Origin of the sequence: Amycolatopsis sp. NBC_01286, from assembly GCF_035982555.1 — a bacterium.
Classification (GTDB): Bacteria; Actinomycetota; Actinomycetes; order Mycobacteriales; family Pseudonocardiaceae; genus Amycolatopsis.
This window is the reverse complement of record NZ_CP108428.1, coordinates 821,019-836,350: the sequence shown is the minus strand read 5'-3', so window position 1 is coordinate 836,350 and position 15,332 is coordinate 821,019. Positions and strand designations below refer to the sequence as shown.

Annotated in this window: 15 protein-coding genes; 8 read left to right on the top strand and 7 right to left on the bottom strand. The window is 72.3% G+C overall.

Going from position 1 to position 15,332, the window contains the following annotated elements; translation table 11 throughout:
• The first annotated feature begins 140 nt into the window (after positions 1-140).
• Entirely contained in the window at positions 141-3,263 is a 3,123-nt protein-coding gene (locus OG570_RS03865; RefSeq protein ID WP_326959856.1) for a BTAD domain-containing putative transcriptional regulator, read from the top strand.
• 67 nt (positions 3,264-3,330) lie between these two features.
• Here the strand turns inward: OG570_RS03865 and OG570_RS03860 are convergent, their stop codons facing one another.
• The 5 genes from OG570_RS03860 to OG570_RS03840 form a co-directional block, all read right to left on the bottom strand.
• Positions 3,331-4,068, bottom strand: coding sequence for an ABC transporter permease (locus OG570_RS03860; RefSeq protein WP_326955623.1), 738 nt, complete (start codon positions 4,066-4,068; stop codon positions 3,331-3,333).
• Entirely contained in the window at positions 4,065-4,988 is a 924-nt protein-coding gene (locus OG570_RS03855) for an ATP-binding cassette domain-containing protein (protein WP_326955622.1), read from the bottom strand. Before OG570_RS03855 ends, OG570_RS03860 begins: the two co-directional genes overlap by 4 nt.
• The gene (locus OG570_RS03850; protein ID WP_326955621.1) at positions 4,985-6,199 is read right to left on the bottom strand and encodes a cytochrome P450; all 1,215 of its coding nucleotides are present in this window, start codon (positions 6,197-6,199) and stop codon (positions 4,985-4,987) included. Before OG570_RS03850 ends, OG570_RS03855 begins: the two co-directional genes overlap by 4 nt.
• 84 nt (positions 6,200-6,283) lie before the next feature.
• Positions 6,284-7,378, bottom strand: coding sequence for a sensor histidine kinase (locus OG570_RS03845; protein ID WP_326955620.1), 1,095 nt, complete (start codon positions 7,376-7,378; stop codon positions 6,284-6,286).
• Positions 7,379-7,384: 6 nt separating this feature from the next.
• The gene (locus tag OG570_RS03840; protein WP_326955619.1) at positions 7,385-7,879 is read right to left on the bottom strand and encodes a VanZ family protein; all 495 of its coding nucleotides are present in this window, start codon (positions 7,877-7,879) and stop codon (positions 7,385-7,387) included.
• Positions 7,880-8,061: 182 nt separating this feature from the next.
• Here OG570_RS03840 and OG570_RS03835 point away from each other — a divergent pair, with 182 nt between their 5' ends.
• Complete coding sequence (locus OG570_RS03835) at positions 8,062-8,535, top strand: nuclear transport factor 2 family protein (protein WP_326955618.1); 474 nt, start codon at positions 8,062-8,064, stop codon at positions 8,533-8,535.
• A 25-nt stretch (positions 8,536-8,560) separates the two neighbouring features.
• A complete protein-coding gene (locus tag OG570_RS03830) occupies positions 8,561-9,187 on the top strand; it encodes a TetR/AcrR family transcriptional regulator (RefSeq protein WP_326955617.1) in 627 nt (208 codons plus the stop codon).
• A gap of 25 nt (positions 9,188-9,212) precedes the next feature.
• Here OG570_RS03830 and OG570_RS03825 read toward each other — a convergent pair whose 3' ends face one another.
• Positions 9,213-10,703: a right-handed parallel beta-helix repeat-containing protein gene (locus OG570_RS03825; protein ID WP_326946621.1), complete on the bottom strand. Its 1,491-nt coding sequence runs from the start codon at positions 10,701-10,703 to the stop codon at positions 9,213-9,215.
• 336 nt (positions 10,704-11,039) lie between these two features.
• Between OG570_RS03825 and OG570_RS03820 the strand changes: the two genes are divergently transcribed.
• The 5 genes from OG570_RS03820 to OG570_RS03800 all read left to right on the top strand — a co-directional run bounded on the left by OG570_RS03820 (position 11,040) and on the right by OG570_RS03800 (position 14,894).
• Positions 11,040-11,660: a dihydrofolate reductase family protein gene (locus OG570_RS03820; RefSeq protein WP_326955616.1), complete on the top strand. Its 621-nt coding sequence runs from the start codon at positions 11,040-11,042 to the stop codon at positions 11,658-11,660.
• 44 nt (positions 11,661-11,704) lie between these two features.
• On the top strand, positions 11,705-12,028 hold the full coding sequence (locus tag OG570_RS03815) for a YciI family protein (protein WP_326946623.1): 324 nt from the start codon (positions 11,705-11,707) through the stop codon (positions 12,026-12,028).
• A complete protein-coding gene (locus tag OG570_RS03810; RefSeq protein ID WP_326955615.1) occupies positions 12,025-13,272 on the top strand; it encodes an RNA polymerase sigma factor in 1,248 nt (415 codons plus the stop codon). Before OG570_RS03815 ends, OG570_RS03810 begins: the two co-directional genes overlap by 4 nt.
• Positions 13,273-13,334: 62 nt before the next feature.
• Positions 13,335-14,396, top strand: coding sequence for a hypothetical protein (locus OG570_RS03805; RefSeq protein WP_326955614.1), 1,062 nt, complete (start codon positions 13,335-13,337; stop codon positions 14,394-14,396).
• Between the two features lie 54 nt (positions 14,397-14,450).
• Positions 14,451-14,894, top strand: a complete 444-nt coding sequence (locus tag OG570_RS03800; RefSeq protein ID WP_326955613.1) for a hypothetical protein — start codon at positions 14,451-14,453, stop codon at positions 14,892-14,894.
• 24 nt (positions 14,895-14,918) lie between these two features.
• Here the strand turns inward: OG570_RS03800 and OG570_RS03795 are convergent, their stop codons facing one another.
• The gene (locus OG570_RS03795; RefSeq protein ID WP_326946626.1) at positions 14,919-15,290 is read right to left on the bottom strand and encodes a winged helix-turn-helix transcriptional regulator; all 372 of its coding nucleotides are present in this window, start codon (positions 15,288-15,290) and stop codon (positions 14,919-14,921) included.
• Positions 15,291-15,332 lie beyond the last annotated feature (42 nt).

The following is a 15,332-nucleotide window of genomic DNA, read 5'->3' as shown; positions in this document are numbered from 1 at the left end:
CGCGTGGGCGGCCGGCTTGTGGCCCGCCGTGCACGGCGACCGCTGCGCAGCGAACCCGGCTCGCCACTGTTCGTGACCCCCGGCCGGCGGAAATCTTGCCGGACCACCCGGAGCCGGGCGCCCGTGGCAAGATCGGCCGGGTGCAGATCGGGATGCTGGGACCGTTCGAGGTGCGCACGGACGACGGCGTTACCGCCGACGTGCCGGGCGCCCGGCTGCGCGGGCTGCTGATCGCCCTCGCGCTCGAACCGGGGCACGTGGTCCCGAAGACGGCGCTCGTCGACTGGATCTGGGGTGAGCACCCGCCCGCGGAAGCGGCGAACGCCTTGCAACGCCTGGTTTCCCGGCTGCGGAAAGCACTGCCGGACGGCTCGGTCGAGGGCCAGCCGGACGGCTACCGGCTGAAGGTGGACCCCGACGCCGTCGACGCCGTCCGGTTCGAGCGCCTGGTCACCCGCGCCCGCACCGAGGACGACCCGCGGCTGCTGCGCGAGGCCGTCGGGTTGTGGCGTGGCGCGGCCATGCAGGACGTCGGTCTCGTGGAGAGCGAGGCCTTCGCCGCGGCCGTCACCCGGCTCGAGGCGTTGCGCCTGACCGCCGTGGAGGACCGGTTCGACGCGGAGATCGGCGCCGGCCGCGGTGCCGACCTCGTCGCGGAACTGACCGATCTGGTGGCCGCGCACCCGGTGCGCGAACGGCTCGTCGCCGCGTTGATGCGCGCCCTCGCCGCGGCCGGCCGCGACACCGAAGCCCTGCTCGTCTACCAGCGCACGCGGGAAGCCCTGGCCGACGCGCTGGGCGTCGACCCGTCGCCGGAGCTGGCCGCGGTGCACGTCGCGTTGCTGCGCGGCGAGCTGACCCGGCGGAAGGAGACCCGGCAGACGAACCTGCGCGCCGAGCTGACCAGCTTCGTCGGCAAGGACGCCGACGTGGCGACGGTCCGCGACCTCGTCGCCGCGCACCGGCTCGTCACCCTGATCGGGCCCGGCGGTTCGGGAAAGACCCGGCTGGCCACGGAAACCGCCCGCACGCTGCTCGGCGGCTTCCCGGACGGCGCCTGGGTGGTGGAACTCGCGGCCCTCGGCGCGAACGGCGATGTCGCCCAGGCGACGCTGTCGGCGCTGCGGCTGCGGGACGCGCTGCTCGCCGAGGCGACGGACGCGGAAGCGACGGACCGGGTCGTCGCCGCGGTCCGCGACCGGGACGTGCTGCTGGTCCTGGACAATTGCGAGCACGTGATCGAGTCGGCGGCGACGTTCGCCCACCGCGTGCTCGGCGAGTGCCGCCGGCTCCGGATCCTCGCGACGAGCCGGGAACCCCTCGGCATCACCGGCGAGGCGCTCTGGCAGGTCGTGCCGCTGGTCCTGCCCGCGGACGACGCCGGACCCGGCGAGATCGAGGCCGCGCCGGCCGTCCGGCTGCTGCGGGACCGGGCCGGCGCGGTGCGCACGGACCTCGCGACCGACGCCGCCACGGCGTCGACGCTGGCCCGCATCTGCCGGGCGCTGGACGGGATGCCGCTGGCCATCGAGCTCGCCGCGGCCCGGCTGCGCACGATGTCCCCCGGCCAGCTCGCCCACCGGCTCGACGACCGGTTCCGCCTGTTGACCGGCGGCAGCCGTACCGCGCTGCCGCGGCACCGCACGCTGCGCGCGATGGTCGACTGGAGCTGGGAGCTGCTGACCGACGCCGAACGCACGGTCCTGCGCCGGCTCGCGGTGTTCTCCGGCGGGGCGAGCCTGGACGCGGCCGAGCGCGTCTGCGCCGGTGACGCCGTCGAGGCGTGGCAGGTGCTGGAACTGCTGACCGCGTTGACGGAGAAGTCTTTGGTGGTCACGGGAAACGACGCGGCGCCGCGTTACCGGATGCTCGGCACGATCAAGGAGTACGCCGCCGAGCGGCTCGCCGAGGCGGGGGAGGCGGAGCAGGCGCGGCACGCGCACCTCGCGTACTTCACCGAGCTCGCCGAAACCGCGGAGCCGCACCTTCGCCGCGTCGAGCAGCTGGACTGGCTGGCCACGCTCGCGGCCGAGCACGACAACATCGGGGCCGCGATGCGCGGCGCGCTCGCGGCCGGCGAGGCCCAGGGCGCGATGCGGCTCGCGGCGGGCGCCGCCTGGTACTGGTGGCTCGGCGGGCACAAGGCCGAGAGCAACGAGCTGATCATGGCGGCCACCGCCGTGCCCGGCGAGGTGACCGACGACGTCCGCGCCACGGTGTACGGCTACGCCACGATGTTCCTGAGCTCCGGGCGGGGCGGGGACCAGTACCGGGCCGAGGAGTGGATCCACAAGGCGTACGCGTTCACCCGGCGCAGCCCGCGCCACCACCCGATCTGGGGCGTCGTCGGCGCGCTGGAACGGCTGCTGCAGGCGCCGGAGGAGCCCCTGCCCGCGTGGGAACCGCTGCTCGCCGACGAAGATCCGTGGGTCCGCGCCCTCGCCCGGCTGCACCTGGGCAAGATGCGGATCGAGCTCGGCCGGGAGGGGCGGGCCGCGGACGAGTACCTCGAACTGGCGCTGGCCGAGTTCCGCGCGCTCGGCGAACGGTGGGGGATCGCGTTCGCCCTGATGGAGCTGGCGAACCGGATCGCCACCCGCGGCGAGTTCACGCGGGCGTGCGAGCACTACGAAGCCGCGATCGCCGTCGTCACCGAGGTCGGCGCGCTCGACGACGTCGTGCCGATGCGGTCGCGGCAGGCCCAGCTGTACTGGCTCTCGGGCGACGCCGAGGCGAGCGCGGCGGCCATGGCGGAGGCGCAGCGGCACGCGGAACGCGTCGCCTGGCCGAGCGCGCTGGCCGAGCTGGCCCTGGCGAAGGCGGAGCTCGCCCGCTGGAGCGGCGACCCCGAGCTGGCCCGCCGCCAGCTCGACGCCGCGACGGCGTTGCTGGGCGACGCCGCCGAGCTGCCCGGCGTCCGCGCGATGACGCAGGACCTGCTGGGCTACCTCGCCGACGACGTCGCCGAGTCCCGCGACCACCGCGCCGCGGCCCTGCGCGCGGCGACCGAGGCGGGACACCCGCTGACGATCGCCCAGGTCCTCGTCGGGTTCGCGGACGTGGCCCTGCGCGAAGACCGCCCCGCGCAGGCCGTGCGGCTGCTCACGGCGAGCGCCGGCCTGCGCGGCCTGCCGGACTGTTCCCACCCGGACGTGGCCCGGCTCGAGCAGGCCGCACGAGACCGCCTCGGCGGCGAGGGGTTCGCCGAGGCGGTTCGCGAGGGCACGGAAACGGCGTGGAGCGAGCTGGTCAAGCCCTCGTGAGTGGTTAGGGCGGTTCTAACCGCCCTAACCACTCACGACCACCGGCACCGAGGTCCGGGCGAGGTGGTCACGCCCGCTTCTTGAACGTCGCCCGCGCCCAGAGGTAGCCGACCGCCGCGATCCCGGCGCACCAGGCCAGGGCCGGGATCACGTCGGCCGCGGCCGGGGCGCTGTTGAGCAGGCCGCGCAGGGTCTCGATGATCGGCGTGAACGGCTGGTACTCCGCGAACTGCCGCAGGCCCGGGCCCATCTTCTCGGCCGGGACGATCGCGCTGCTGAAGAACGGCAGCATGACCAGCGGCACGGTGGCCAGCCCGGCCGTCTCCGGGGACTTCGCCGCCAGGCCCAGCGCGACGGTGAACCAGCCGGCCGCGACCCCCAGCAGCACGACGATCCCCGCCACGCCGAGCCAGCCGAGCAGGCTCGCCGACGTGCGGAACCCCAGCAGGAACGCCACCCCGACGAGCGCGGCGATGGCGACCAGGTTCGTCAGCAGGCTGGCGACGACGTGCCCGGTCAGCACCGCGCCGCGGGAGACGTCCATGACCTTGAAGCGGTTGATGATGCCCTTCGTCATGTCGGAGTTCACCGACGTCGCGGTCGCTCCCAGGCCGTAGCAGACGGCCAGCAGCATCAGCCCCGGCGTCGCGTAGTCCACGTAGTCGACGCCGACGCTGAACGCGTCGCCGAGCATGTACACGAACATCAGCATGATCACGATCGGCATCAGCACCGCGTTGAACACCGACGTCGGGTTCCGGGCGATGTGCTTGAAGTTGCGGCGCACCATGACCTGGGTGCTCATTTCACGGTCACCTTCGTGTTGTGGCCCGTCAGGGCGAGGAAGACGTCGTCGAGGTCCGGCGTGTGGACGGAGAACCCCTCGGCACCGACCGCGTACTCGTCGAGCCGGTCGAGCAGGGCCCGCAGCGAGTGCGTCCCGCCGTCACTGGGCACCCGCAGGGCCAGGGCTTCGTCGTCGCGCGTGGCGCCGGGGAAGATCCGCGCGGCCGCGTCGAGCTCGGCGGCGGTGGTGAACCGGAGGCGGACGTGCGTGCCGGGGAGCCGGTGCTTGAGCTCGTCTGGCGTGCCTTGGGCGACGAGCTTTCCCCGGTCCAGCACCGCGATCCGGTCGGCGAGCCGATCGGCTTCTTCGAGGTACTGCGTGGTGAGGAAGATGGTCACGCCGCCGTCGACCAGCTCGCGGATGATCGTCCACATCGTCCGGCGGCTGCGCGGGTCCAGGCCGGTCGTCGGCTCGTCCAGGAAGATGATCCGCGGGTCGCCGACGAGCGTCATCGCCAGGTCCAGCTTCCGGCGCATGCCGCCGGAGTAGGCCGACGCGAGCTCGCCCGCCGAGCCCGTCAGGTCGAACCGCTCGAGCAGCTCGGTGACGACCCGGCCGTCCGCCCGCTTCAGGTCCACCATCAGCTGCAGGTTCTCCCGGCCCGTCAGCAGCTCGTCGACCGCCGCGAACTGGCCGGTGACACCGATCTGGGCGCGCACGGCCTTGGCCTCGGTCCCGACGTCGTGCCCGCCGACGCGGACCGTCCCGCCGTCGGCCTTCATCAGCGTGGTCAGCACGTTCACCGTGGTCGTCTTGCCCGCGCCGTTCGGGCCGAGCAGGGAGAAGACCGTGCCTTCGGGGACGTCGAAGCCGACGCCGTCGAGCACGACCTTGTCCTTGAACGCCTTGCGCAGCCCGGAAACCTCGATCGCCGTCACTGGTCCGCCGCCGTCCAGGTCACCGGCAGCTCGTGGACGCCGTAGATGTTCATGTCGGTCCGCAGCTTCACCTCGCCGGCGGGGACGGCGAGTTCCAGCGTCGGGAAGCGGCGCAGCAGCGCCTCGAACCCGGCGCGCATCTCGATCCGGGCCAGCTGCTGGCCGAGGCACTGGTGGACGCCGTGGCCGAAGGACAGGTGCCCGCGGGCCGTGCGGTGGACGTCCAGGACGTCGGGGTTCTCGAAGCGTTTCGGGTCGCGGTTGGCGGCCAGCAGCGAGACGACGACGGTCGACCCCTCGGGGATGGTCTCGCCGCCGAGCTCGATGTCCTCGGTGGCGTAGCGGTAGAAGATGTCGGCGACGGACAGGTAGCGCAGCAGCTCCTCGACGGCCCCGGGCAGCAGCGCCGGGTCGGCGGCCAGCTCGGCCCGCTGCGCGGGGTGCTCCAGCAGCGCGAAAGTGCCCAGCGACAGCATGTTCGCGGTGGTTTCGTGGCCCGCGAGCAGCAGCAGGAAGGCGACGCCGGTCAGTTCTTCGATGCTGAGGTCGTCCTGGCCGGCCAGATCGGACAGGATGTCGTCACCGGGCTCGGCGCGTTTGCGCGTGACCAGCTCGGCGAGAAAGGTGTTCAGCGCGATGTAGGCGCCCATCTTCTGTTCGAGCGGCTGCTCCTTGACCATGAACTGGGCCGAGTTCGCCTGGAACTCCGCGCGGTCGGCGTAGGGGACGCCGAGCAGTTCGCAGATCACCAGCGACGGCACCGGCAACGCGAACTCCGCGACGAGGTCGATCGGCGGCGTCAGCTTCGCCAGCACGTCCAGCTGCCGCTCGACGACGTCGACGATGTGCGCTTCGAGCTGCTTCATCCGCTTGACGGTGAAGGCCCCGGTGAGCCTTTTCCGCAGCCGGCTGTGATCCGGCGGGTCCATCGCGATGAAGACGCCGGGAAGCGGCGGAGACGGCTCGGTGGCGACGGGCATCCCGGGCGTCTCATACGGCACGTGGAGCACACCGATGTCCTGCCGCGAGCTGAAGCGCGGATCGGCCATGAGCGCCCGGACGGCGTCGTACCCGGTGACGAGCCAGCCTTCGTGGCCGTCGGGGAAGAGCAGCGGGCTGACGGGCCGCGTCTCCCGCAGCCGGGTGATCTCACGGGGCGGGTCGAAGGGGCCGGCGTCGCGTTCCATGGGCAGGCCTGCGGTCTTGGTCATCGAAGTGCCTTTCGTGGCGGGCTGGTGAAGCCACGATCACGGCCGGAGCTGACACGCACCTGACACCGCCCTGACACGGCTGCGTCAGCCGCGTCCCCGGCCGGTCTCGGGGAGGCGGACCGTGACCAGCAGGCCGCCGTCCGCGCGGGGGGTCAGCTCCAGGTGCCCGTCGTGGGCCCGGACGATGCTGTGCACGATCGCCAGCCCGAGGCCGACGCCCGCGTGCTCGTCGGCACGGGTGCGCTGGGTGCCGCGCTGGAACGGCTCGGTGAGCGTCGGCACCAGGTCCGCGGGCAGCACCCGGCCCGTGTTCTCGACCCGCAGCACACTCGCGTAGCGCTTCGCCTCGGTGCGGACCGTCACGGTGCCGCCGCCGGGGAGGTTGTGGACGATGGCGTTCTGCACGAGGTTCGTCAGCATCCGCAGCAACAGCTCCGCGGAGCCGGCGCTCCGGGTCGGCTCGCCGGTGACGTCGAGCGTGATCCCGCGCTGTTCGGCGAGCGGAAGCAGCGTCTCGGCGGCCTCTTCGGCGATGAGCGAGAGGTCGACGGCCTCGCGGGTGAAGCTCCCGCGCTCGCCGCGGCTGAGCAGCAGGAGGGCCTCGGTGAGGCCGATCGCCCGCGCGTTGACGGCGTGGAGGCGTTCGACGAGCTCGCTCCGGTCCCGGGTGGGGTCGGTGCGGGCGACGTCGAGGAGCGTCTTCGAGATCGCCAGCGGGGTGCGCAGCTCGTGCGAGGCGTTGGCGGCGAACCGCCGCTGCTCGGCGACGTGGGATTCGAGCCGTCCGAGCATGACGTCGACGACGTCGGCGAGGTCGCGGAACTCGTCTTTGCGGCCCTCCAGGCGGATCCGGTGCGAGAGCGAGCCCCGCGACGCCAGCCGCGCCGCGTCCGCGATCCGGGTGAGCGGCGCGAGCATCCGGCCGGCGAGCACCCACCCGCCGACGAGCCCGACCACGACCAGGACGCCCATCGCGGTGGCCGCGGCGGGGAAGAAGACGCGCACCAGGAGGTAGCGGTTGGGGGCGATGCCGAGCAGGCCCCGGTCGTTGTCGGGGACGTAGCGCAGCAGGAACACCCACACCACGACCAGCAGGACGGCGCCGGTGAGCAGGAGGAGCCCGGCGTAGCTGAGGGTGAGCTTCAGGCGGGCGCTCGGTCCCGGACGCCTAGCCGGCACGCGCACTCAGCGGGCCGCCCACCAGCGCCGTGACGCCAACGCGGCCAGGCCCGCGCCGGCCGCGTTGAGCAGCACATCGTCCACAGAGGACACCCGATCCAGCCGCAGGACGTACTGCGCGGTCTCGAGCAGGATCGACAGCCCCGCCGCGAGCGCCAGGACCCGCGGCACCGACGTCGCGAACCGTACCGGGACGAAGAACCCCAGCGCCGCGAACACGAGCAGGTTGCCGGCGATCTGGCCCACCGGCATCGTGAGCAGGTCGCGCAGCGGCACCAGGCTCACCCGCCCGGGCACGGTGCCGGCGTGACTGCCCGGCAGCATGATCAGCCACACCCACGGCACCGTCCCGTACCCGATGGCGACCTCGGCCAGCGCCATCCGCCACGCCCTGCGGCGAGCCGACACCCACACGGCCAGCGCGGCCAGGGGCAGCGCGGCCACGGTGACGACGGCGACGCCGGTGAACGTCCCGGTCCAGCCGTGCCACCCGTCGAGCACACGGCCTCCGTTCGCTGTGGTCCACGCGCCCACTGAAGCCGCGGGCCCGTTGCGAGGGGGTACGCGGATTCCGATACGCCCGCGATAGGCCCGGGCTGCTAGCTTTTCGCGACAACCTGTCGTAATCTTTACGACAGGTTGTCGCATCAAGGCGGCACCAGCACCGACCGAGAGGGATCCCCATGAACGCGCTCAGCGATCGCGCCGAACTCGTCGAGCTGCTCGGCCGCTACGCCGACATCGCCGACCTGAAGGAGTTCACCGAGCTGCCCGGCCGTGTCTTCACCGATCCGGTGACGCTCGACTTCGGGTCGGTCGCCGACATCCCGCCGATGACCGTGCCGCTCGCCGACTACGTCGAGAACCTCCGCGGTGCCTTCGCCTTCTACACGGCGACGCACCACGCCATCACCGGGCACGTCGTCGACGTCGACGGCGACCGCGCGAAGATCCACGCGCACGTCCGCGCCGACCACTGGGTCTCGGACGAGCTAGCCGGTGGGGGACCGAACCACTGGCTGGTGGTCGGCTTCTACGACAACGAGGCGGTCCGGACGGCGGCCGGCTGGCGCCTCGATCGCGTCAAGCTCACCTCGGCGCACCAGGACAACCCGCACCTGTCGAGCGTCGCACTGGCCGCGGAGCGGGCACGCTAGCGCGCGGCGATGGGAAGATGATCCGATGCCACGGATCCGCGGAGCCAGCATCGAGGAGCACCACGAGGTGGTGTGGGCCGAGCTCGCCGCGGCGACGCGGCAGCTGCTGCTCGAACGCGACTACGACTCGATCACCATGGGCCACATCGCGGCCCGGGCGGGGCTCGCCCGCAACACCCTCTACAACTACGCCCGCGACAAGAGCGCGCTGGTCCTGGCGCTGACGCAGCGGCTGGCCCAGCCGGCGGTCGAGCGGGTGGCCGCGATCGCCGCGCGGTCCGCGGACCCCGCCGCGCACCGGCTGCGCGAGATCATCGTCGCCGTCCTGGACGCGTTCACCGACCAGGTCGTGCAGCTGATGTTCCGGCCGGGCGCCGGCCTGCCGTTCGCCGGGACGCCGAAGGGCCCGGACAGCCCGTTCCACGCGATCGTCGTCGCGGTGGAGAACGTCGTCCGGGCCGGCATCGAGCGTGGGGAGTTCCGCGACGTCGGTGACGTCCAGCTGGCGGTGGAGCTGCTGTCCGGGGTCATGCGCTCGGGCGCCGAACGCATCGGCCGGGACCCGGCCGCCTTCGCGGCCACCGACCGCGCGGCGCGGGAGATCATCCTCGCGTCGCTGGCCCGCCGCCCGGATCAGGGCGACGGCGGCTGACGGGCCCCGTCAGCCGCCGTCCCGCTCAGCAGGGGCCGGCCACGCCGTCGAAGGAGGCGCAGTCGTCCTGGTCCCACGGCGTCGACTGCCACTGCTGCGCGGTGAGCGTGCGCGAGGTGTCGCCGGCGACGAAGCTCCACGGGCCGTAGTAGGCGTTGCTGAACCAGTAGTTGCCCTGGTCGTGCGTGATCGCGTCCTGCACGACGGTGCCGCGGTAGGGCGACCAGTCCGGGTAGGTGCCGTAGTTGGCCAGCAGCGCCATCCGGCCGCACAGCGCGCTCGTGCAGCCGATGTGGGCGGGGTCGATCCGGAACGTGTTGTCGTGCACCTCGACCAGCTGCGTCTTCCACCGGCAGTCGTCGTAGAGCGGCCGGGTGGCGATCGCCGGGGCCGAGCACGACGTCCGGTCGGGGACCAGCTTGGTGCAGGTGTTGCTGGAGGTGTTGGCGGGGCTGTTGCAGAACCGGTCGGCGTTCTCCCACGCGGTGATCCCGGACCAGTTGTCCTCGAAGGTGTTGTCGTAGATGTCGATCAGGTGGGTCCGGGCCGGCACCCGGCGGTCGCCGCCGGACTCCGAGATGTACACGCTGGCCACCGGGAAGTTGTCGCCGCGATCGGCTTTGTACTTGCCGGAAACGAGGGCGTTGCGCCGCAGGGTGTTGTCGCGGAAGACGAGGTTGTAGCTGATCTCGTAGAACAGGCCTTCGGCCTCGTTGCCCTCGATGAGGTTGTGTTCGATGAGGAAGTCGTTGTTGTTGGTGTCGGCCCACAGGCCGGCGCCGTGGTTGTCGTGGACCCAGTTCCCGCGGATGTCGGCCCGGTTGACGGACCAGAACTTGATCCCGCCGCTGCACCCGCAGCCGGGAACGCGGGTTTCCCAGTCGTCGGTGTTGTTCCCGGCGATTTCATTGCCTTCGACGACCAGTCCGGTGATCGTGTTGTCCGAGCGGTAGGCGTTCATGCCGTACTGCCCGTTGTTCCGCAGGCAACTGTGCCGCACCACTTGCCGCGCGCCGGCCATCAACCCGGCGCCGGCGTTGTTCTGCAGCGTGGAGTTTTCGATGGTCCAGTGTTCCCCGGAATCGTGGTTGACGACGCCCTGGTCCTGCGGCGGGACGAAGTTCTGCACGGTCAGGCCGCGGATGACGACGTCCTTGGCCTGCTGGGTGAACGCGGCCAGGTTGATCCGCTGCCCGTCGAGCACCGCGCCGGGCGCGCCGAGGTAGACGTCCCCGTCTTTCGGGATGACCTGGCCGAACGGATCCGACGCGAGCGTGTGCGTTCCCGGCGCGAGCCAGAAAGTGGTGCCGGCCGGCGAATCCTGCGTTTTGTGGTACAGGTCGGCGGAAACGGCGGGGTCGATTACCACGGCCCCGGCGGGCGCGGTGGTGTTGGCGACCGGCTGGTGGTCGCACACCGGCCCCGGCGTCGGCGACTTCGCCGCGGTGGCGGCGGTGGGGGGAATCAGCAGGACGGCCAGTACTGCGGCAGCTAAAACGGGACCGATGCGGGACATACGGACGAATCTACGGAGTGTGCCCGGAAATGAGCATAGACCACCCGTGTTGACTTCGCCGCTTTCGAGTGTACGTAGTGACGGAATTCGGGGTGATCAATTCACGTCCATTAGGCAAGGGCAGGTGAAATGCCGGGGTAATCGCCCGGAATTTCCTCGGTGGGCGGGTTGCCGGACTCCCGTGTGGGGAAAAATGCGGTGGCGGCGCCCCGCCGGGCGCGTGTTCGGAAACTTCCCCGAAGAAATCCTGGCGGGGTTGTCGGATCGGGCCGGTGGTGTTCGTGGCAGGGGTGAGGCCGCCCACGAGGGGCGGCGCCGAGGTGAGGAACCACCACCATGAAGCTGACGACCATCACCCAGATCACCCTCGACGGCGTGGTGCAGGGCAACGGCGGCGCGTCGGACGAGGACCGCCGCAACGGGTTCGAGCGCGGCGGGTGGGCCCTGGGCGCGGGTGACGACGAGACCAGGGCGTTCATCACGCGGACCTACCAGCGCGCCGGGGCGTTCCTGTTCGGCCGCCGGACCTACGAGCTGTTCGCCGGCTCCTGGGGAGCGGTCGACGGGATGCGCGCCCACCCCGTCGGCGTGGCGCTGAGCGAGGCGCCCAAGTACGTCGCCTCGGCCACGCTCACCGCGCCGGGCTGGGCGGACACGACCGTGCTCGACGGCGACCTGGAGGCGGCCGTCCGCGAGCTGAAGGCCAAGCCGGGCGACGACCTGCAGGTGCACGGCAGTGGCACCCTGGTCCGGTGGCTGCTGGCGCACGACCTGGTCGACGAGCTGACGCTGATCGTCGTGCCCGTGGTCGTCGGCCAGGGCACGCGGCTGTTCCCGGAGACCGGTCCGGACCTCGCGCTCGAGGTGGTCGAGTCGCGAGTGGACACCAACGGCGTGACGATCCAGGTCCTGCGGCCGGCCGGGCGCCCGCGGTACGCCACCGGCTCGAAGGCCTGACCGCCGGACCACACTGTCTCGACCCCGCAGGAGAGGAGCTTCGGATGCAGTACCTGGTTTCCGTCATCGACGACAAGGACGATCCCGGCCGCACGGACCGGCAGCCCGCCATCAGCGCGTTCAACGAACGCCTGATCGCCGAGGGCTACTGGGTCTTCGCGGGCGGGCTCGCGGACACCGACACGGCCACGGTCGTCGACAGCCGCGGCGAGCAGGCGGTGTTCAGCGACGGCCCGTTCGTGGAGTCGAAGGAGTACCTCGCCGGCGTCTGGGTGTGGGAGGCCCCCGACCTGGACGTGGCGCTCAAGCTCGCCACGGAGGCGTCGAAGGCGTGTGACCGCAAGATCGAGGTGCGGCCGTTCCGATGAGCGACGTCGAGGAGGCGATCACCCGGGTGCACCACGCGGAGTGGGCCCGGGTGGTCGCCGCGCTGACCAGGCGTTTCGGTGACCTCGACGTCGCCGAGGAGGCCGCGGCCGAGGCGTTCGCGACCGCCGTCGAGCGGTGGCCGGCCGACGGCGTGCCGCCCAACCCCGGCGCCTGGCTGACCACCACCGCCCAGCGCAAGGCCATCGACCGGATCCGGCGCGAGAACAAGCGCGACGACAAGCACAAGGAGGCCCAGAAGGAGGTACAGATGGTGCACGACGACGCCCCACCCGAGCCTCTCGGTGCCATCGACGACGACCGGCTCCGGCTGATCTTCACCTGCTGCCACCCGGCGCTGGCGATGGAGACCCGGATGGCGCTGACGCTGCGGATGGTCGGCGGCCTGACCATGCCGGAGATCGCCCGCGCCTTCCTGGTGGCCGAGCCCACCATGGGGCAGCGGATCACCCGCGCGAAGGCCAAGATCAAGGCGGCCCGCATCCCCTACCGGGTGCCCGCGGCCGAGGACCTCCCGGCCCGCGTCTCCGGCGTGCTCGCCGTTCTGTTCCTCGTCTTCAACGAGGGTTACCTGGCCACCGGCCCGGACACCGATCCGGTGCGGCACGACCTGACGGCCGAGGCGATCCGGCTCGCCCGCCTGATCCGCGCGCTCCTGCCGGCCGACGGCGAGGTGGCCGGCCTGCTGGCGCTGATGCTGCTCACCGAGGCCCGCCGCCCCGCCCGCGTCTCGGCGAGCGGCGAGCTGGTCGCGCTCGCCGAGCAGGACCGCGGGGCCTGGGACGCGGTGCTGATCGCCGAGGGGCACGGGCTGGTGCGCGAACGCCTCGCCGCGGCCGCCGCCGGGGTGGCTCCGGGGCGCTACCAGATCCTCGCCGCGATCAACGCCGTGCACACCTCCGCCCGCGACATGCGCGACACCGACTGGTCGCAGGTCCTGGCCCTCTACGACCGGCTCGTCCGCCTCGACCCGTCGCCGATCGTCGCCCTCAACCGGGCCATCGCCGTCGCCGAGCTGGACGGCCCGGAGGTGGCTCTCGCGGCCGTCGACCGCCTGGCGGACGAGCTGGCCGGCTACCACGCCTACCACGTGACCCGCGCCGACCTGCTGCGCCGGCTGGGCCGTAGCGGGCCGGCGCGCGAGGCGTACGACAGGGCCATCGGGCTGGCGGGCAACACCGCCGAGACCGCCTACCTGACCCGCCGCCGCGACCAGCTGGGATAGCCCGGATCCGGCCCGGTACGCTGCCGCGGCCGAGCACACGGACCGACGGGGGACGACGAGCCATGGACATCGCTTCCGACGTCGGCCGGGTCCGCGTCCACGAGCCCGTGCCCGCCGTGCCGTCGGGGGCCGAACCGCTGTTGCCCGGGTACGTCCGGCAGCTGACCAACGCGACCACGGTCCGCATGGGGCTCAGCGGCGCGCTCCTCCTCTTCGGCGTCCTGCTCGCGCTGGTCGAACGGCCGGGGAGCGCCCTGCCGTACTACTACTTCGCCGTCTTCGGCGGCTCGCTGGCGCTGTGGAGCTACGTCCTGAGCGTCTACCAGCGGGTCCGGCGCCTGTTCGGGGAGCCCTACCACCGGCTCGACGTCGCCCCGGACGGGTTGCTCGCGAAGGGATCGCGGGTGTTCGTGCGGCTGCCGGACGGGCGGTGGCTGCGGTCCCGGCTGCCCGGCGGGGCGCGGGTGCAGCTGGCCGGCGAGCGACGGCTGTGGGTGCTCGGCGGCGGCCGGCGGGTGTTCGTCCGCCTGCCGGGCGCGATGTGGTTGCGGGCCGGGCGGATCGAAGACACCGCGACATCCGGGGCGACGCCCGTGGAGCCGGTCTCGCGCCATCCGACGCCGCCGCGGCACGATCCGGTCCTGGCCGCGCACCGGGCGGCCAGGATCCGGCGGACGGTCGTCTCCGCGAGCACGTTCCTGGTGCTGGGCGCGGCGGGTTTCGTCGCCGTGGCGACCGTGCGGTTCGAGCCCGACGGCATCACCGGCCCGGCCGCGCTGGGCGGCGTCGCCGGCGGCAGCGCGGTGCTGGTGCTGCTGGGGTTGCTGATGGTCGCCGGTGTCCTGCGGATCCGCCGGCCGATCACCGAGGACGTCTGGGTGGAGCTGCGGGTCGCGCTCGACACGCCGTTCGCGCCGCGCGTCCGCGGCGTGGCCAAGCTGACCGGCTGGGCGCTGCACCCGGACGGCCGGCAGACGCGGTTCCGCCTGTTCGCCGACACCTCACTGGCCGCGAACGTGGCGATGACCGGGCAGCTGTGGTTGCTGGGTTACCCGCAGCCGGCCAAGCCGGCGACGGCCGGCGTGCCGGGCTACCCCTGCGCGGGCAGCTTCCGGATCGGCTGAGCCGCACCCGAGTGCGGTGCGCACGACGGTGGCCGCGCAGGCTAGTTTGCCAGGATGAGTCTCCTCGATGACGTGGCCGAGCGCGACGGCTGGCGGTGCTGGGTGTGCGACGAGCCGGTCGACCCCGACATGTCGGTGAACGACCCGCGGGGACCCAGCGTCGACAGCCGGACCGCCGACCGCAAGGCCAAGATCGCCGAGCGGCTCGCGCACCGCGGGTGCAACACCCGCAAGGGCGCGGTCAAGGTGGTCATCGCCTGGCCGGATCGCCTGCACGTGGCCGAACCCGCGCCGCTGATCACCGTGGCCGGGCGGCTGGAGCGCAAGGGCGGCCGCGAGATGGTGGGCCGCTGCCCGACGAAACAGGACGCCCAGGAAGCGGCGGACTGGCTCGTGGACCGGTTTTCCCGGCTGGTGCCGGACCTGCCGGTGACGGCGAACATCGAGCCGGGCGGCGGTCAGTTCCTCGTCATCCTGGCCACCGGCCGCCGTCGCTGACCAGGAGTCCCTTTCCCGTCGACGCTAGTCCGTGCCGCGCGGTGCCAGCCGTTCGGTGATCCGGTCGAACAGCTCGGTCAGCGGCTCGCTGGCGTACCGGCCGAACTCGCTCAGCCCGTAGGTGACCTGCGGCGGTGTCGTCGGCTCGACCTTCCGCCAGACGAGGCCGTCCTGGACCAGGGTGCGCAGGGTCTGGGAAAGCATCTTCTCGCTGATGCCCTGGATGCTCTCGCGCAGCTCATAGAACCGAAGGTCGTTGCTGCGCAAGCAGATCAGCACCCAGATGCCCCACCTGCTGGTGACGTGGTCGACCACGTCACGCGCCAGGCAGTCGGTGTGAAACACCTCATACCGCTTGCCCGCCTCGGCGGGGGTGAGCTGCGCGCCTCCGGTCATGTCCGGAGCTTACCTCCAGGTATGTCCTTACCAAAAGTTAGC